This is a genomic window from Chryseobacterium sp. FW101-FHT12H09 (assembly GCF_058790395.1).
The window spans coordinates 190,638-209,387 of sequence record NZ_JBYTCP010000002.1; the positions used below are offsets into that span (position 1 = coordinate 190,638).

Below are 18,750 nucleotides of genomic sequence, written 5' to 3' on the forward strand. Positions count from 1 at the left end.
TACTTTTTTACATTAGTAAATATAATGTAAAAAATGTTACAAAAATTAACCTATAAGCTCTTTTGCTTGTGCTAATGCAGCTTCAGTAATCTTACTTCCGGAAAGTAATTGGGCAATTTCGTTAAGCTTTTCAGCTTCATTGAGTGGAATGATTGTAGACTGGGTTTTTCCTGAAACATCATGCTTTACCACTTTATAATTATTATTCCCTTTCGCTGCCACTTGAGCCAGGTGGGAAATAACAATAAGCTGCATATCTTCTGACATTTCACGCATCAGGTTTCCTATTTCTTCAGCTACCTTACCGGAAACTCCGGTATCGATCTCATCTAAAATAAGTGTTGGCAGCTCATCGCTTTCAGCAATAATCTTTTTAACTGCCAGCATTACCCTTGATCGTTCACCTCCTGAGATAGCTGTTTGAATAGGTTTTAATGGGAATCCTGAATTTGCCTGAAATAAAAGCTGAATATTTTCCTTACCAAAAGCATTAAATTCCGAAGCATCCTGTAGCTCTATATCTACCTTCGCTTTTTCAAGCCCTAATTTTTTTAATAATTCTTCAGCTTTTTTTATAAATACAGGAACACTTTTTTTTCTGTTTTTAGAAAGTTTTTCAGAAAGTGACTGAAGTGATTTTTCTTTCTTGGTAATATTTTCCTGGATTTCAACAATGTGAGACTCCAGTTCGGAAGCTCCTTCCTGTTCGCTCGATAATTGATCTCTGATTTCTTTCAGGTCATTAACATTTGAAACATTATGCTTTAATAACAAAGCATTGAGTTTATTACTAAGCTCGGAAAGCAAAGCTAAATTTTCGGGATTAGCTTCAATTTTCTCTGCCTCATCCTCTAATTCAGAAATGATGTCTTTTAATTCAACAAAAGACTCTTCCAATCTTTTATCAACTTCTGAAAAGCTGTGCGAAACCTCTGCTATTTTTGAAAGTTTATGTTTAGCCTCATTAAAAAAAGAGAGAATTCCAATTTCTTCCTGATGAAATCTTGATAAAACCTGAGCTAGATTTTCAGAAATCATCTCTGCATTTTCCTGAATAGAAAGTTGGTTCTGCAATTCCTCGTAGTCAACATCATCCAGCCTCAGATCATCTAATTCACTTAATAAAAACTGTTTGTAATCACTTTCTTTATTGTTTTCTGAAAGTTGAGTCTGCAATTTTTTAAGTTGAGTTTTTAAACTTTGAAATTCTAAAAATTCATGCTGATAATCTGTGATGAGCTGTTTATTTCCAGAGAGCCCGTCAATAATTTTAAACTGATATTCTGAGGTGAAAAGATTTGAAGTTTCAAATTGAGAATGGATATCGATAAGTTGTGAAGAAAGTTCTTTTAAAATATCTAATGTAACCGGCACATCATTTATAAAAGCTCTCGATTTTCCAGATGGTAAAATCTCTCTTCTGATAATGGTCTGATGTTCATAATCCAGATCATTTTCTATAAAGAATTTTTTAAACTGATTATTTAAAGAGAACTCTGTTTCAACAATACTTTTTTCTTCAGTATTTGAAATAGATTTTAAATCTGCTCTTTCGCCTAAAATAAGTCTTAAAGCCCCTAAAATAATAGACTTTCCTGCTCCCGTTTCACCAGTAATTACCTGTAAACCGTTTTGCAATGACACTTCAAGAGTATCAATAAGGGCAAAATTTTTAATGAAGATTTTAGAAAGCATAAATTTCCGGCAGATTAGACTGCAAATATAAAATTTTAGAATTCAGAATTCAAGATATTTATCTCCTTAAAATCTATTTTCTATTTCCACTTATCCCATTTATCATTAAACTTCGGCGCGAAAACCATCATCATTTGCTTCAGATCATTTAAGACGATACCGCCGTTATTGTTGGAATTGAAAATATTAAAAATTTCATCGTTCTTTGTTTCAATAAACAAATTCAATGCATAATTCTGCTGAAAGCTGTTTTCATACGTTTTCATTTGTAGTAAAGCATCATAAATAACTTTCTTTGGCTGAGTCTGATCCTGATTGAACAGATTATCTAATCCTGCTCTGTGGTAAGTATAAAATATCGAACGTAACTGACTTAAATTAGGACTTGTTAACTGGTTGATTAAAACCCCTCTTGTTCTTGGCCCTTCACTTCCAATTTGTGCCCAGCCCTCATATCCTCGGTTTTGTGCATTTTGCCCGATCTGTTGTGCCTTTGCAAACCATGGAGTTCCACCCATCGATTGAAAACTATCCGCATCGTATCCTAAAACAAGATACACATAGAAGCTGATGACATCAATTAAGTTTTTACCAGAAAACTGTCGCTCATTAAATATAAGATTTTCGTTTTCTACATACTCAAAAGCGAATTTGGTATCCTGTAGGTTAATTAATGGAGATTCATAATTTGAACTATAAACAGGGCGAACTGCCTGAATTACAATATTCCCGGAATATTTATTATTCCCTTCGCTTTTAGAAATTACAATAGCGAAGTTAGATTTTATTTTTTCAAAGTTCTGAAGTTTTTTACCAGTCCAGCTCGTGTTATTTATAAAGTCCTTAAGGCTTTTTTCCAAGGTTTTAAAAACCTGTTGGTTACTTCCTCCCAACTGCTGGGCATTTACCTGAACTGTACACAACAACTCTTGCGAAAAGCTGGTATTATATATGAAAAGCAGTAAAAATAAACTTATAAGTTTTTTCATTATCTATTAAAAATTGAGAACGGAAATTTATTAAAATTATTTTAAAAGTTGATACTCAACGAAATTCAAAATATCCTTTGCTACATCATCTTTAGATTTAAGCTCAAATTCTTTCTTTTCGGTTTTGGTGAATATCCTTATTTTGTTGGTGTCATTTTTAAATCCAGCTCCTTCATCGCGAAGAGAATTCAAGATAATCATATCCAGGTTTTTCTTTTCCAATTTCCCCTTTGCATTTTCCTCTTCATTCTGAGTTTCCAAAGCAAATCCAACTAAAAACTGATGCACCTTCCTCTCTCCCATTGTTTTGAGAATATCCGGATTTTTAACCAATTCTATCGTAAGATTATCATCGTTCTTTTTAATTTTCTCTTTGGCCACTTCTTTTGGAGCATAATCAGCGACTGCAGCACTTGCAATAGCAATATCAACGTTTTCATAGTATTGAAATACTTTATCTAACATCTCTTTTGCCGAGGTTACTTTATGTAAATCAATATTTTTATTTTCAATAGTTTGAGAACTTGGACCGGAAATGAGAATAACTTTAGCTCCTCTTTTTGCAGCTTCTTCTGCCAATGAAAATCCCATTTTCCCAGAGGAATGATTTCCTATAAACCGAACAGGATCAATGGCCTCGTACGTTGGTCCGGCAGTGATTAAGATAGTTTTTCCTTTTAAAACTGTTTCGCTTTTACTTTCGCTAAAAAAATGCTCAACAGCTTTAAATATTGTTTCAGGTTCGGCCATCCTTCCCTGACCTACTAGACCACTCGCCAGTTCACCACTTTCTGCAGGAATAATAAAATGTCCGAAATCCTCTGCCAATTCTAAGTTCTGTTTTGTGGTAGGATGATCATACATATCCAGATCCATTGCAGGTGCTATGAAAACAGGACATTTCGCCGACATATAGGTTGCTAATACTAAATTATCACACATTCCGTGTGTCATCTTAGCTAAAGTATTAGCAGTACACGGAGCAATAATAATCACATCTGCCCATAAACCCAATTCTACATGACTGTTCCAGCTCCCATTTTCATTATAAAAATCGGTATAAACAGGTTTCTTTGACAATGTTGAAAGACTTAGCTTGGTCACAAAATGCTCCGCATCAGGGGTCATAATAACCTGAACTTCTGCATCTTTTTTTATAAACTCTCTTATCAAAAAATGAATTTTGTAAGCAGCAATTCCTCCAGAAACGGCAATAAGAATCTTTTTTCCGGAAACACTCATTTAGTTTTAATTTTTTAAAATACTAAATTACTTAATTTTTACGACAACAGGTTTACAAACGACAAAGGTCATAAAGAAATTATTCCCTTATGACCTTCATGTATAAAATACAAATGATTTTTATTTTCTCTCTTCAGTCTTTCTGAAGTAAACATCTCCATTTAACCATTCTTCAATAGCAATAGAAGTTGGCTTTGGAAGTTTTTCATAATGTTTAGAGATCTCGATCTGTTCTCTGTTTTCGAAAACTTCTTCCAATGTAGAGTTGTGAACAGCAAATTCATCTAATTTGTTATGCAATTCAGTACGAATTTCTGCATTAATCTGCTCAGCTCTTTTTCCCATGATAACAATAGCTTCATAGATTGAACCCACTTTATCTTCAATCTTATCTTTATCGTAAGTAATAGTATTTACTTCTGCTTTTGTATCTTTTACGCTCATTTTGAGAAATTTATTTATTTATAAGATGGCAAATTTACGAATTATCTTTGGATTTTGAAAGTGGCAGCAGGAGGAGGTGTCTGTAACGCAGCACTATCTCTTTGCATTTGCATTGCTTTCTTCTCTGTAGCAACCTGATCTTTGATCTGCTGCTCCGTTTTATTTCTTGCTTCCAGCTTGTCTACTTCCTTCTTTTGTCTTGCCGTTAACGTTGCCATTCTGGCTTCTGTCTGCTTTTTAACAACTGCAAAATTTTGTTTTTCCTTTTCAAGTTTTTCTCTAAGATCTAATGCTGTTTTGGAATATTCCGTGTTTGGAAGTTCTTTCTCAACTTGTCTTGTGAAAGCCAAAGCACTTTCTATACGTTCTTCTTTAAGACCATAGATTGAATTTTGAGCAAGCAAATAACGGGACTTCATCATATAATCATAGATCTTCGGACGAAGTTTTGTACTTGGAAAATCTTCTAATACATTTTCCAAAGCAACAGTTGCGGATTTATAATCCCCCATTTTGTAGTATTGTCTTGCATTCTCGTAAGACTTAAACTCCAGTTTATAAGTCAGCTCATCAATAAGCTGGTTGATATTTTTCGATCTTTCAGAATTAGGGTAGTTATTTAAGAAATCCTGTAATTCATTTACTGCTAATTCAGTACTGGTTTGATCTAAGTTATAGTCCATAGATCCTTCATAGTAACATAGGGCAGACATATACGCTGCTTCTTCTGCTCTTGGATCTTTTGGAAAGCTCACAGAAAAGTTTTTAAACTGATGCCCTGCTAGCTTATAATTTTTATCATAATAGTTTGCATAGGCTGTATTAAACCCAACATTAGGGAAATCATCTGTTCCTGCAACAAGATTAGCTAATCTGTCGTAAAGAGCTAAAGCATTTTTCCATTTCTTTTTAGCAAAATTTTCATTAGCTGCTTTTAAGATGAAAGCTTTATCAGCACTTTTCAATGCTTTTTCTTGCTGGCTTGCACATGATGAAATTACAGCTATGGCAAAAAGACCTAAAATATATTTTTTCATATAAAAATTCAACCGTTACCGGATTATACCGATCTATTAATTTGCAAAAATATAACTTTTTTATCAATAGATTTTTTTTTATGATTATTTAACGTAATTTTAGTCAGCTGCGTATCCCAATATTGCAAAAACACTGAGTAAGAGATTCATTCTTACTTTTTTTTCGGCTTCTTTAGCATAAGCTTCTTCATTTTTACTTGGAACATACAATTCATAAAAATTTTTATTTCGAATTACGAACAAGGTAGATCCAATGATTGTTGTAAGTATATCTTCAGGTTTAGGAGTAAATGTAAAGACTCCTGATGCTACCCCTTTCTTGATCACCTCATCTAATTTTTTTACAAATAGCTGGTAAAAATCCAACAGCTCCACTTTCAGATTATCTGTATGTCGTAACTCCTGAGTAACAAATCCATGAAAATAATTATATTTAAATAACTGAGATACAATATACTTTATAATCTCTTTCATTTGCATCTCTGGCTTTCCTTCTTTAATCGTATCTGCAAATTCTGAAAAATTTTCTCTGGTTTTCAAAACCCTGTACTGATAAAGGTAAGACATCATTTTTTCTTTGGAACCAAAGTAATAAGAAATCATTGCTACATTAATATTTGCCTTGGAGCATATATCCCTTACTGATGTCCCTTCATACCCTTTTTTCGCAATCAGCTCCTCTGCAATATCCAGAATATGGATTTGTTTTTCTGTAAATTTTTTTTTCATAAAGTGTCGCTTTCAGTAAAGTTAAGAAATTTTTAACATATTTATAAACGTTTGTTTAAGAATCTCAAATTAATTCTAAATTGTAGTATTTTTGAATATGGAATTTTTTGATTTTCATCATCATAAAAAAAATGTGACTTATGGTATTTACAATGTAGATATTGAAAGCTCCGTACCAGACAGTTTCTATTCTGTGGGCATCCATCCCCAGGACATAAATCCCAATACTATTGAAAAACAGTTTAACTGGCTAGAGTCAGTAATTGATGAAAATTGCTTTACCATTGGAGAATGTGGTCTTGATGGATTAATTTCTGTAGAAATGAAAATTCAGGAAGATATTTTTTTAAGACAAATTAAACTGTCAAATGAATTGAAGAAACCTCTTGTTATTCATTGTGTAAGAAAATTTTACGAGATCATATCAATTGGAAAAATAGCAGAACAACCCATGATTATTCATGGTTTTAATAAAAAACAAAGTATTGCTGAAGATCTTTTGAAAAATAATTTCTATTTGAGTTTTGGAAAAGCTGTTTTGTATAATTTATCTTTGCAAAATACTTTGAAAAAAGTTCCTTTAAATAAGATCTTTTTAGAAACTGATAATGACGATTTTAATATCCAAGAATTATATCAGAAAGTTTCAGAAATAAAGGGTATTACTTTGGAAAAAATTAATGAACAGATTAAAGAAAATTTAGAGACGATAAAAAATGGATAAATACTGGTTGGAGAGAACAGAGCTTCTTATTAAGGAAAATGGATTGGAAAAACTAAATAAGGCAACTGTTCTTATTGTTGGTTTGGGCGGTGTTGGTTCTTTTGCAGCAGAATTCCTAGCCAGGGCTGGTGTTGGAAGTATGACCATCGTAGACGGTGATACAGTAGATATTACGAATATCAACCGGCAGCTTCCCGCTTTACATTCTACAGTTGGAAAACATAAAGTAGAAGTGGTTGCTGAAAGACTTTTAGATATCAATCCTAACCTCAATCTGGTAAAAATCAATGAGTTTCTAAATCCCGACAGGATGGATGAAGTACTAGATTCCGCAAAATTTGATTTTGTCCTGGATTGTATTGACAGCGTAACCCCTAAAGTGTGTTTAATGATCGCTGCCAGAAGAAGAAAAATAAAGATGGTAAGCTCAATGGGTGCAGGTGGTAAAATGGATCCTAGCAAAGTCTTGGTAAGAGATATCAGTAAAACTCAAAACTGTTATTTAGCAAAGGAAGTAAGAAAAAGACTAAAAAAGGAAAAGATAGATAAAGGAATCAGATGTGTCTTTTCTAATGAACTGCAGAATGAAGAAAGCCTGAAAATGACAGATGGGGCAAATTATAAAAGATCCTTTTATGGTACAATAAGCTACATTCCAGCTATCTTTGGTTTGTATGCAGCAGCTGAAGTTATTAATTATTTAGTAAAAAAGAATTAATGGGAAACTTCAAATATCCAAAAGAGGAAAAGCTTAAAAAAACAAATGAAATTACACTGCTTTTCGAAAAGGGCAAATGGAGAACCAGTGAAAATTTAAGAATTATCCTACTAAAAGACAAACCAAATTTACCTATAGAAAGCTCTAAGTTTGGAGTTTCAGTATCTAAGAGGTATTTCAAGAAAGCGGTAAACAGAAACCGTGTTAAAAGACTCTTAAGAGAATGCTACCGTTTACATAAGGATTTATTTAAAGAGTCTTTTGGAGAAAAAACAATTGCTATGCTTTTTTGGATATCGCCTGAAATGCCTGAAAAATTTCAGGATGTAGAGGCTCAATTTATAAAACTTTGCCAGGCTCAGAAAAAATAATCTTAAACTTATGAGATTAAGAATTTAAATAAAAGCTTAAAATAGTTTTTGTAACTTTAGGGAACACAATTAATCTGAAAATTAATATGTTAGATAACATTCCCTATTTCCCTTATATACTGAGTGCATTTATTGGTATCGGACTTTCTGCTGCTACAGGCTTTAGGGTATTTCTCCCTATGTTCGCTGTAAGCTTAGCTTCTTATTTGCATTGGATTCCAATGAGCGGACAGTTTGAATGGCTTGCAGGACTCCCGGCACTTATCACTACAGGTATCGCCACTATTGCGGAGATCTTAGCCTATTACATTCCATTTGTTGATCATTTATTGGATACCATTTCTGTTCCGATGGCTACTGTTGCCGGATCTATTTTATTTGCCAGTCAATTTGCAGATTTTGGAACATTTCCACAATGGGCATTAGCAATAATTGCCGGTGGTGGAACCGCTGCAACAATAAGCTCCGGATTTGCTGGAATCAGGGCCGCTTCAACAGCAACTACAGGTGGGTTGGGCAATTCTATTGTAGGAACTACAGAAACCGCAGGTGCCGGAATCATGTCTGTTTTAGCAATGGCACTTCCCGTTATCGCAGCTATTTTAGCCATTATACTGGTTGTCCTCGTCATAGTAATGGGACGTAAAGCCATTCGAAAATTGCGTGGCAATAAAGAAGTAATTGATAAAATATAAAAATAAAAGGCTGAGTCTAGACTCAACCTTTTCCAATGTTCTTCTTATAAGAACTCAATGTTTTATTGATTTCAAAAGCAAAAAGAAATAAGTGGTGATGTATAGAGGTTTTCAAACTTAATTCTTCCCTCTGATATCTTTTACTTCCTGAATTTTCTCTTCAAAATAAGATTTTTTTTCAGGGTGCTTATCCGCTAATATTTCAAAAGCTTTTATTGCTTTAGTGTATAATTTTTGTTCAAAATATAATTTCGCCAGTGTTTCGGTCATTAAATGTGAGATATCATCATTCTTTTCTTTCACTACGAAACTGCTCTCGTCTTTCAGCTGGCTTATTTTCGGGTTATTTTCAATGAAAGATTCAATGACCTTACTTTTAACTTCAGCCTTAATCTTTTCAGGTTCTTTTTCAGTACGGTCTATTTTTAACCAACTTTGCCAAGTATTGATAAATCCTGGAATATTACTATCAGCAGGATCATCTACACTCTCTCCTTTCGGTATCGTATCTTCTTCAAGATGATCTTGTTGCTCCTCTTTTTTATCTGACATACTCCAGCTTGAAATATCAGAACTAAAGAAAGAAACATTCATCACAGGGGCTTCTTCTTTCTTTTCTATTACGACATCTGCATCTGTATTGTGAACTTCTGTCTCTTCTTGAATGCTTTCCTCTGGTTTAATATCTTCTTTACTACCTTCAGTGAACTCATAAGTTACTTCTTCCTCAGGTAATATGTCTTTCTCTTTTAAAATTTGGGCCTTTGTAGTTTCTTCTTTTGGCTGAGAAATCTGAGCAGGCTTACTAATTAATGAATCTGGAACATGAGATTCAAAACTCATTGGTTTCCAGCTGGATTTTAATTCTGTTTTTTCTTCAGAAACAATCTCTTCGGTATTAATTTCTTCATTCTTTGCTTCTGAAATCTCAACAGGCCTCGCAGTATCATCAACAGCTACTGGCTTTACATCTTCTATCTTTGTTTCCACAGCATGAAACCCTTGTGTTTCTGCAAAGTTGATATCGTGACTTTGCGTTTCAGGCTCACTCTCTTTTTTATCTTCTGCTACTACTTTATTCGCCTTCATTCTTCTCTCAACCTCTTCAATCAATCTCCTCATTTCATCTTCGTGCTTATTGACACTTGGCTGGGAAATTTCAGAAACAGTAATCTCGTCACTGTTTTTGGACTCAATCTTAACTTCAGGCATAAATGAATCTGTACCATGGAAGCTTAATTCAGAATCATTTGAAACTTTTTCTTTCTCAGATTCAGAAGTAATCTCATCTTCATTAATAATCTCTTCAGGAGTAAATTCTGTTTTCTTAGAGATTTCAATCTCCTTTAATTCTGTTTCATTTACCTTTTCTTCTACAGGAAGGGCATCATTATCCAAAGTCGGTTTCAAAATAGTATTTGCTATTTCAGTTTCATCTTTAGAAGTTTCTGTTCCATTGACAGGAGTATCATGCTGATCTTGGTTATTATCAGTCCCCTCTATCTCTTTCAAAGCTATTTCCTGTTCAATAGTTTCTGTTGCTTGAATAGGCTCTTCTGAAAATACTTCTTTTTGTTTTTGAGTAACCAGTGTCCCTGATTCTAAAGTAGACTCTATATCAATGGTTTCATGATTACTCTCTTCAAGAAAGTTTTCTTCTCCTTCAAACAAAATTCTGTTTCGTTCTCCATTTACATAAATATGCTTGATTTCAGGAAGCGGCGCTGGAAACTGACGGACAACTTCTTCCTTAATCTGAGCTTTTTCAGGAAGTTCCTCTCTTTTAAGAGGGAAGTTTTTGCTTTTTGGAAAATATCTGGATCCTTTTTCAAGACCCTTTACATTATTATTTTCCAAGACTTCAGGTTTAGTCTTTTCCTTAATTTTGCCATTAATCAGTTGATAAAGAATCTTTTTATCTGTAGTATAAGCTGCAGTGATAGAAAGCTCTTTTTGATAATTTTCCTGATCATAAAGATGGATACCATACAAATGTAAAGCTCTGATATTTTGAATATAGGGAAAAGAATTAATCTCCTCTTTCAGGAGATTAAGATCTTCTGATTGAATATTTTTGGGGTTCTTTAATAATTCTAAAACTCTATTATTCATCTTACCAGTTCGCTACAATATCGTTAAATATCTTATTAATGATTCTTTCGTTTACAATTTTCACCTGTGAAGCTTCTATGTCACTCTGAGACAAGCTGCTGTTAAATACAGCCTCATCTGAATAGGTTCTGTCAAAACTTAAATCAGGGTGTAATTTATTCTCATAATGCACCTTAACGGTGATGGTTAGTTTATTTTGTGATTCCTGCACCGTTCCACCTGTAGATGTCGTTTGCGTATTGGAACTGATTGTTGTCGGAGTAATAGAATAATCTGTAATTTCTCCTTCCACCAATATATCAGCGTTTTCTTTTGTCCCTTTTAATGTTGTTCTTTGCAAGAAACGGTTCTGAATATCTGTTGAAAACTGTTGAGACAAAGTAGGATTTACCAGAGCTGCATTGTTTGGAAATTCATTGATCTGAATTGTTTTTTCATCTTTTAAAGATGATCCCGTAAAACTGTAACACGAGTTTAAAACACTTAGACCTATCAACAAAAGCCAAAAAACTCTCGACTGCATTATATTAATATTTTTAATTTTAAAATTCATTTTTAGATCCTATTTCTTTTATTTCGTCATATTCTATTTGCTGAATGGCATCTTCAAACGCAAAGTAGTGGGTTGTATAAAAATAAGGCATTGTGATCAAAATACCAATACCGCATGCCAGGATTCCAATCTGAGAAAGAAATCCCACAACAATAGCAAATAAAAAAATGGACAGCAAATTATTTTTTGTCATTATTCTGGACATACTCCAAGCTGTCTTTATATCATAAATCTTTTTAAGAGATATTAATGCTGGAATATAAAATCCTAGTAAAGCTACAATAAAAACAGCGATCACAATGATGAATATATAAGGTACCATAAAGATTGCAAAAACCGGAGAAGGATCTTCACCTCCTGTCATGGCTGTTAATGGAATCAAAGCAAATAGTGGAATATATAACACGAATACTCCAGCCAAAATAATCAACTGTACAATAAAATAAGGTAAAAAATCATCAAAATTAAAAATGTCCCCTACACTAGCTGGTTCCGCCTTATTTACTTTTCTGCAGTACTTGTAAAAATTCCCCATTGCCAATAATCCACAAAAAGGTATAATTGACATCACTATACACAAAATGTAAGCGACCATAAAATTTCCGAAATCTTTCTTTAGAAGCTCAAAGCCTTTATTTAGATATTCACTTAATTTAAATTCAATAGGCTTGGCCTTAATATTCATCATAATTAGTCTTCTAAGTTATATTGTTTTATTTTTCTGTATAATGTTCTTTGTGAAATTCCCAATTCATCGGCTGCTTTATTCCTACGTCCCTTATGCTTTTCTAAAGCTTTGATAATCAAATCTTTTTCATTATTTTGAAGAGAAAGTGATTCTGGTTTATTTTCTTCAATTTCTATATCTTCAATGTCTTCATAGCTGTCATCCGAATTTGAAATGATGGTTGGTGTCTGAACAACAGGATGACTGTCTTCAAAATACAACAAAGAATTGGAATTTACATTTTGTTGAGATTCCGGAGTGTAAAGCCTGTTAATCAATGTTTTTTCCTGAGAACTTAAATCACCTGCCCCTCTATTTTTTATGAGTTCTGAAGTTAAGGATTTTAAATCATTGATATCATTTCTCATATCGAAGAGAATCTTATACATAATCTCTCTTTCATTCCCGAAATCATTTTGCTTTTGTGAATTTGGTGCATTAACTACCATTGGCAAATGAGTTTCCATTGGGATATACTCTGCCAGTTTTTCAACACTAACACTTCTTTCCCTTTCAACAACAGTCATCTGCTCTACCAAATTCCTCAACTGACGAACATTTCCTGGGAAACTATAATTTTCAACATAATGAACCGCACTTGGCTCTAATACGAGCTCTGGCATTCTATATTTTTCAGCAAAATCTATAGCAAATTTTCTAAATAACAAATGAATATCTCCTTTTCGCTCTCTCAAAGGCGGCATATCAATCTGTACGGTGTTTAAACGATAGAATAAATCCTCTCTAAATCTTCCATCCTGAATAGCCTTCATCATATTGACGTTTGTTGCGGCAACAATTCTCACATTCGTTTTCTGCACCTGTGAAGAACCTACTTTCATAAATTCCCCGCTCTCCAGGACTCTCAATAAACGAACCTGCGTCTGTAAAGGAAGTTCACCAACCTCATCCAGAAAGATCGTTCCACCATCCGCAACTTCAAAATACCCTTTTCTTGTTGCAGTTGCTCCTGTAAAGGCTCCTTTTTCATGTCCGAATAATTCGGAATCAATCGTCCCTTCCGGAATTGCTCCACAGTTCACAACGATGTAAGGTTGATGTTTTCTTCTGGACTCTGAATGGATAATTTTTGGAATAAATTCTTTTCCTACCCCACTTTCTCCAATAACCAATACTGAAATATCGGTGGGTGCTACCTGAATAGATTTTTCTAAAGCACGATTCAATGCGGGAAAATTCCCAATGATCCCGAAACGGTTTTTTATATTTTGTAACTCGACGCTCATAAATTAAAGATTATTGATTTAAGTTTAGTCTACCCTATTGTTAAAATATTTTACAGTAGACCTCATTAATTTGTTTAAATAGTTGTTTTAAATTCTTAATTCTAACTTATCAAATCCAAATAATCTTTATTTCGGATTTTTGAAACTTTATTTTTAAAAGATATTGTTTCAATAAAATCACATTCTTTTTCTTTGTTCTTATAATTATCTAAGATCTTATCATATTTTCCGCTCTTTAAACCATTAGTTCCAAGCTTATAATAAAATCCGAAACTCTGTTGTTTAACAGATATAGATTCAATAATATCGCCAGCGTTTTGCTTTTGATTTATTGTATTAAAATGAGTAATCTTTTTATTTAAAGAAAATTCAGGAACTTCTTTGCTGTCACCAGAGCTTAGAAACTTGCTGTATAATTCACAAAGCGTTTTGTAATCATCATTTCCTGCAAGATCATTAGTATTTTGTGCTGAAATATTGCTGCAAATTATAACCAATAAAACACTCAGGCAATATTTATGAAATTTCTCCATTGTCTAATTTAAGTTTATTGATGATAATTTATTTTATTATAATGATTCTTTTTCTTGAAAGAACGTTCTACTTTACCGTTTCCCCTAAAAGTGTGCCTTGTGTATTGTCAAAAACAAAAACATCCACAATGTCACCCATTTTTTGTCCTTCCAGCATATCAAACACACAAACAGCATTTTGAGAATTCCTTCCTTTCCACTGATTTTTATTCTTTTTAGAAATTCCTTCAATTAAAATCTGATGAACTCTTCCAACATAAGTCTTCATACGCTGTCTGGAAAGGTCTCCCTGTAAAGCGATTACTTCTGCTAAACGTCTTTGTTTAACATCTGCAGGAATATTATCCTCCAGTTTTTTATGCGCTGGTGTTCCCGGCCTTTCTGAATAAGCAAACATATAACCGTAATCATATTCTACTTCTTTCATCAGACTTAAAGTATCCTGATGATCTTCTTCTGTCTCGTTGCAGAAACCAATGATCATATCCTGAGAAAAAGAGATGTCGGGAACTATTTCTTTAGCTTTTTTAATCAGCTCTAAATATTCTTCACGGGTATGTTGTCTGTTCATTGCTGCCAACATCTTATTGCTTCCACTTTGAACCGGAAGGTGAACATATTTGCAAATATTATCATGCTTCGCCATAACTCTGAATACATTCAGGCTCATATCCTGAGGATTGGATGTTGAGAATCTTATTCTCATTTGAGGAACAGCTTTAGCGACCTGATCAAGTAACTGAGCGAAATCAACTGCTGTAGCTTTCTGCATTTCAGAAGCTTTAGCAAAATCTTTCTTAGGTCCTCCACCATACCAAAGATAAGAGTCAACGTTTTGCCCTAAAAGAGTAATTTCTTTATATCCACTATTCCAAAGGTTTTTACATTCTTCAAGAATTGAATGTGGATCACGACTTCTTTCTCGTCCTCTTGTAAAAGGAACGACACAGAAAGTACACATATTATCGCAACCTCTTGTTATGGTAACAAAGGCAGTAACACCATTTCCACCTAACCGAACCGGGTTGATATCCGCATACGTTTCTTCTTTGGAAAGTATAACATTAATAGCATCTCTACCATCCTCTGTTTCCTTTAGTAAGTTGGGTAAGTCTCTATAAGCATCCGGACCAACAACCAGATCCACTAGTTGTTCCTCTTCCAGAAATTTGGTCTTTAATCTCTCCGCCATACATCCTAAAACCCCAACAGTCATATGAGGTCTTTCTTTTTTAAGATTTTTGAACTGAGCAAGACGCATTCTTACAGTTTGTTCAGCTTTCTCACGAATGGAGCAAGTATTTAAAAGGATTAAATCAGCTTCTTCTACTTTCAATGTTGTATTATAACCTTGATCATTTAGAATAGAAGCAACAATTTCAGAATCAGAGAAATTCATCTGACAGCCGTAGCTTTCCAAAAACAATTTTTTAGAATTCCCGTCTCTTTCAGCAATAGCAAAAGCTTCTCCCTGTTTTGTTTCGTCTATATATTTTTCCTGCACGATAATCAATTTAAGTTTTAAATTACAAAGTTTCAAGCGTTCTATTCACAACTTTGAATTTTAAACGCTAAACTTTAAATAATTAATTTGCAAAGATACAAAATATTGTGACAGAATGGCCGAATTATTTAAGGACTCCAAAACTTAAAATAAGTGTAGCATTACATTAAATCCTATAAACAAAGAAACTTCACATTTTACATGAAGTTCCCAAGTAATTTTAAATTTCAACCCGCACTTCTTTTACAACAATCCCTTAATATGTTTGTAATTACTCTTCACCGTTTCCAAAACCTCTTCCATTTTTCCACCTAACATAAGCTGTGCCATAGATTTAGTCATTCCTATTACCTGATCAAAATCTATTTTTGGAGGTAACGCCAGAGCATTTGGATTTGTAAAAATATTGAGAAGATAGGGACCATTGTAATTCAAGCATTCTTCAATAGCCGCTTCTACTTCTTCAGGCTTATGAACATTTTTTCCCGGATACCCCATTGCCTGGGCCACCATCGCAAAATCAGGATTAATCATATCCGTTTCATTATCCGGCATTCCACCAACTTCCATTTCCAATTTTACCATACCTAAAGTCCGGTTATTGAAAACGATTAGTTTCACAGGAAGTTTATATTGAAAAATAGTTGCCATATCACCCAATAGCATCGATAATCCTCCATCTCCACACATCGCGATCACCTGTCGATCGGGATAAGCCAGTGAAGCACCAATAGCCATCGGCATTGCATTCGCCATCGAGCCATGATTAAAGGAGCCTAACATTTTGCGCTCCCCGGTTCCTGTTATAAATCTAGCTCCCCAAACACAACACATTCCTGTATCTACCGTAAAAATAGCATCTTTCTTGGCGATACGATCTAAAGTATGTGCCACGTATTCCGGTTGAATAGCATCCTCTTTTCCAAAATCCTTTACATAAGCAAGCTGATTTTCTTTTACTTTTCCATAAAACTCAATTTGCTGATTTAAGAAATGAGCATCTGTCTTTTCTTTTAATAAAGGTAATAATGCTTTAATTGTTTCTCTTACATCTCCCGTTAATCCAAGTTCCAGCTTGGCTCTTCTCCCTAATCTCTCAGGACTTTCATCAATCTGAACAATTTTATTTTTTACCGGCATAAATTTCTGGTAAGGAAAATCAGTCCCTAAAAGAATAACAAGATCGGCATCGTGCATTGCATGATAAGCTGAAGGAAAACCTAATAAACCTGTCAGACCAACTTCATTGGGATTATTAGGCTGAATAGCCATCTTACCTCTAAATGAATATCCTACAGGTGCCTTTAAAAATTTTGATAATCCTACCACTTCAGGATTGGCATTTTCGGCTCCAATCCCACAATAGATGGTTACCTTCTCACTTTCATTGATGATCTTTGCTAAATGAGTTAATTCTTCATCTGAAGGACGAACGATTGGATTTGTTTTGAATATTTGAGTGGATGTTGTTCCCTCTTCTGCATTCATTTCTGAGACATCGCCAGGAAGACCAATAACAGCTACCCCTTTTTTAGATATTGCATGCTGAATTGCCGTTTGAACAGTTCTCTGAACCTGTTCAGGTCTTGTAATCATTTGATTGTAATAGCTGCAATCATCAAATAATTTTATCGTGTTTGTTTCCTGGAAGTAATCTGTCCCCATCTCATCACTTGGAATTGTAGAGGCAATAACCAACATAGGAACATGGGACCGATGTGCTTCATATACTCCATTGATAAGATGAACATGGCCAGGACCACTGCTTCCGGCACATACCGCAAAGCCATCCAGCTCTGCTTCCGCCGCCGCCGCATAAGCTCCGACTTCCTCATGTCGAACATGGATCCATTTGATACTGCTTTTTTTTACTGCAGCATTTAAATGATTAAGGCTGTCACCTGTTACTGCATAAATCCTTTTTACATTTGCGCTTTCAAGCATTTCAACAATTTGCTCTGCTATATTCTTTGCCATAATTAATATTTTTGTGATCGTTTTTTATATCTGGAAATATAGAAATGGATATCGACTGACTAAGCCTTTTTTCAATATTTGAAAATTCATATCCTATCAAATTTAATTATTTATTTTAGGATTCCCATTCAAATGGCTTGTTAATTTTCTTTAATTAACATCAAAAAAATACTCCGCAATTTCTTGCAGAGTAATTAATATTTCGATTAGATCACTTCAATCTGATTTCTCAATAAATCCTCGAACTCATCTCTCTTACGAATGAGATGAGCCTTTCCATCTAAGAATAACACCTCTGCAGGCTTCAATCTGGAATTGAAATTAGAACTCATTTCAAATCCGTATGCCCCTGCAGTGTGGAAGGCAAGAATATCTCCTTCTTTTACTTCATTTAATTTTCTGTCCCAGGCAAAAGTATCAGTCTCACAGATATTTCCTACCACAGTATAAATTCTTTCCGGTCCTTTTTGGTTTGATAAGTTTTCGATCGTATGGTAAGAATCATAAAACATAGGACGTATTAAATGATTGAATCCAGAATTCACTCCAACAAAAACCGTAGCTGTTGTTTGCTTGATGACATTAGCTTTCACTAAAAGGTATCCGCTTTTTCCAACCAGAAATTTTCCAGGCTCAAACCATAATTCAAACTTCTTACCTGTATTTTTAGAAAATTCAGAAATCACTTTCTCAACTTTTTTACCTAATGTTTTTACATCAGTTTCCATTTCACTCTCCTGATACGGAATCTTGAAACCACTTCCCATATCAAGATACTTTAAGTTAGGAAAATGCTCAGAAAGCTCTAACATAATATCTAGCGCCTGTAAGAAAACATCTGGATCCTTGATCTCACTTCCTGTGTGCATGTGAAGGCCTTCTACATTAAGATTGGTGCTTTTCATTACCCTTTCGATGTGACGCACCTGATGAATGGAAATACCGAATTTACTATCGATATGTCCTGTCGATATTTTATAATTCCCTCCTGCAAAAATATGAGGGTTGATTCTTACAAGAATTGGGTAAGTGTTTCCGTATTTGTTGCCAAACTGCTCAAGAATAGAGATATTATCAATATTGATATGAACCCCATGCAGCATTGCCTCTTCAATTTCAGCAAGATCAACACAATTGGGAGTAAATAAGATTTTTTCTTTTGTAAATCCTGCTTTTAAGCCAAGCTTTACTTCATTAATAGATACACAATCCAAAGAAGCACCCAAGTTCTTGACATACTTTAAAATATTGATATTAGTTAACGCCTTGGCAGCATAAAAGAACTTTGTGTGTTTTAAAAAAGAAGATGTAAGTTTCTCGTATTGCGTTTTGATAGATTCAGCATCATAAACATACACCGGCGTGCCATATTCATTGGCAATCTTTAATAATTCTTTTGAATTCATAATTTAATTTTAACATAAAAAAAGGCAGATTCTTTGCTCAAGAGTCT

18 protein-coding genes are annotated in these 18,750 nt (G+C 34.0%); 4 read left to right on the forward strand and 14 right to left on the reverse strand.

Features of this window, described 5'->3' with window-relative positions; translation table 11 throughout:
- Positions 1-45: 45 nt before the first annotated feature.
- The 6 genes from AC3WRL_RS06520 to AC3WRL_RS06545 form a co-directional block, all read right to left on the reverse strand.
- Positions 46-1,695, reverse strand: a complete 1,650-nt coding sequence (locus tag AC3WRL_RS06520) for a DNA repair protein RecN (protein ID WP_492329973.1) — start codon at positions 1,693-1,695, stop codon at positions 46-48.
- An 80-nt stretch (positions 1,696-1,775) separates the two neighbouring features.
- Positions 1,776-2,684 (reverse strand): type IX secretion system protein PorD, encoded by a 909-nt coding sequence (porD, locus tag AC3WRL_RS06525; RefSeq protein WP_261510348.1) that lies wholly within the window; start codon positions 2,682-2,684, stop codon positions 1,776-1,778.
- A 36-nt stretch (positions 2,685-2,720) separates the two neighbouring features.
- On the reverse strand, positions 2,721-3,926 hold the full coding sequence (coaBC, locus tag AC3WRL_RS06530; RefSeq protein ID WP_492329974.1) for a bifunctional phosphopantothenoylcysteine decarboxylase/phosphopantothenate--cysteine ligase CoaBC: 1,206 nt from the start codon (positions 3,924-3,926) through the stop codon (positions 2,721-2,723).
- 120 nt (positions 3,927-4,046) lie between these two features.
- Positions 4,047-4,370 carry a DNA-directed RNA polymerase subunit omega gene (locus AC3WRL_RS06535; RefSeq protein ID WP_029298198.1) on the reverse strand — a complete coding sequence of 108 codons (324 nt, stop codon included), beginning with the start codon at positions 4,368-4,370 and terminating at the stop codon, positions 4,047-4,049.
- A gap of 41 nt (positions 4,371-4,411) precedes the next feature.
- Entirely contained in the window at positions 4,412-5,407 is a 996-nt protein-coding gene (locus tag AC3WRL_RS06540) for an outer membrane protein assembly factor BamD (protein WP_261510350.1), read from the reverse strand.
- A gap of 99 nt (positions 5,408-5,506) precedes the next feature.
- On the reverse strand, positions 5,507-6,136 hold the full coding sequence (locus tag AC3WRL_RS06545; RefSeq protein WP_261510351.1) for a TetR/AcrR family transcriptional regulator: 630 nt from the start codon (positions 6,134-6,136) through the stop codon (positions 5,507-5,509).
- Between the two features lie 97 nt (positions 6,137-6,233).
- Here AC3WRL_RS06545 and AC3WRL_RS06550 point away from each other — a divergent pair, with 97 nt between their 5' ends.
- From AC3WRL_RS06550 to AC3WRL_RS06565, 4 genes are all read left to right on the forward strand, one after another.
- Positions 6,234-6,860, forward strand: coding sequence for a TatD family hydrolase (locus AC3WRL_RS06550; RefSeq protein WP_492329975.1), 627 nt, complete (start codon positions 6,234-6,236; stop codon positions 6,858-6,860).
- On the forward strand, positions 6,853-7,578 hold the full coding sequence (locus tag AC3WRL_RS06555; protein WP_492329976.1) for a tRNA threonylcarbamoyladenosine dehydratase: 726 nt from the start codon (positions 6,853-6,855) through the stop codon (positions 7,576-7,578). The genes AC3WRL_RS06550 and AC3WRL_RS06555 overlap by 8 nt, the downstream gene beginning before the upstream one ends.
- Positions 7,578-7,949 (forward strand): ribonuclease P protein component, encoded by a 372-nt coding sequence (rnpA, locus tag AC3WRL_RS06560; protein WP_261510354.1) that lies wholly within the window; start codon positions 7,578-7,580, stop codon positions 7,947-7,949. Before AC3WRL_RS06555 ends, rnpA begins: the two co-directional genes overlap by 1 nt.
- Before the next feature lie 86 nt (positions 7,950-8,035).
- Positions 8,036-8,644, forward strand: a complete 609-nt coding sequence (locus tag AC3WRL_RS06565) for a DUF4126 domain-containing protein (protein WP_261510355.1) — start codon at positions 8,036-8,038, stop codon at positions 8,642-8,644.
- 117 nt (positions 8,645-8,761) lie between these two features.
- Here the strand turns inward: AC3WRL_RS06565 and AC3WRL_RS06570 are convergent, their stop codons facing one another.
- The 8 genes from AC3WRL_RS06570 to lysA all read right to left on the reverse strand — a co-directional run bounded on the left by AC3WRL_RS06570 (position 8,762) and on the right by lysA (position 18,703).
- Positions 8,762-10,756 carry a DUF8458 domain-containing protein gene (locus AC3WRL_RS06570; RefSeq protein ID WP_492329977.1) on the reverse strand — a complete coding sequence of 665 codons (1,995 nt, stop codon included), beginning with the start codon at positions 10,754-10,756 and terminating at the stop codon, positions 8,762-8,764.
- Between the two features lies 1 nt (position 10,757).
- Entirely contained in the window at positions 10,758-11,309 is a 552-nt protein-coding gene (locus AC3WRL_RS06575; protein WP_261510357.1) for an LptE family protein, read from the reverse strand.
- Positions 11,299-11,997 carry a hypothetical protein gene (locus AC3WRL_RS06580; protein ID WP_261510358.1) on the reverse strand — a complete coding sequence of 233 codons (699 nt, stop codon included), beginning with the start codon at positions 11,995-11,997 and terminating at the stop codon, positions 11,299-11,301. The genes AC3WRL_RS06575 and AC3WRL_RS06580 overlap by 11 nt, the downstream gene beginning before the upstream one ends.
- 2 nt (positions 11,998-11,999) lie before the next feature.
- Entirely contained in the window at positions 12,000-13,283 is a 1,284-nt protein-coding gene (locus tag AC3WRL_RS06585; protein WP_261510359.1) for a sigma-54 interaction domain-containing protein, read from the reverse strand.
- Between the two features lie 101 nt (positions 13,284-13,384).
- Positions 13,385-13,816 carry a hypothetical protein gene (locus tag AC3WRL_RS06590; RefSeq protein WP_261510360.1) on the reverse strand — a complete coding sequence of 144 codons (432 nt, stop codon included), beginning with the start codon at positions 13,814-13,816 and terminating at the stop codon, positions 13,385-13,387.
- Positions 13,817-13,883: 67 nt separating this feature from the next.
- Positions 13,884-15,320 carry a tRNA (N6-isopentenyl adenosine(37)-C2)-methylthiotransferase MiaB gene (gene miaB, locus AC3WRL_RS06595; protein ID WP_492329978.1) on the reverse strand — a complete coding sequence of 479 codons (1,437 nt, stop codon included), beginning with the start codon at positions 15,318-15,320 and terminating at the stop codon, positions 13,884-13,886.
- A gap of 243 nt (positions 15,321-15,563) precedes the next feature.
- Positions 15,564-17,297 carry a thiamine pyrophosphate-dependent enzyme gene (locus AC3WRL_RS06600; protein ID WP_261510362.1) on the reverse strand — a complete coding sequence of 578 codons (1,734 nt, stop codon included), beginning with the start codon at positions 17,295-17,297 and terminating at the stop codon, positions 15,564-15,566.
- A 206-nt stretch (positions 17,298-17,503) separates the two neighbouring features.
- A complete protein-coding gene (lysA, locus tag AC3WRL_RS06605) occupies positions 17,504-18,703 on the reverse strand; it encodes a diaminopimelate decarboxylase (RefSeq protein ID WP_261510363.1) in 1,200 nt (399 codons plus the stop codon).
- Between the last annotated feature and the right edge of the window lie 47 nt (positions 18,704-18,750).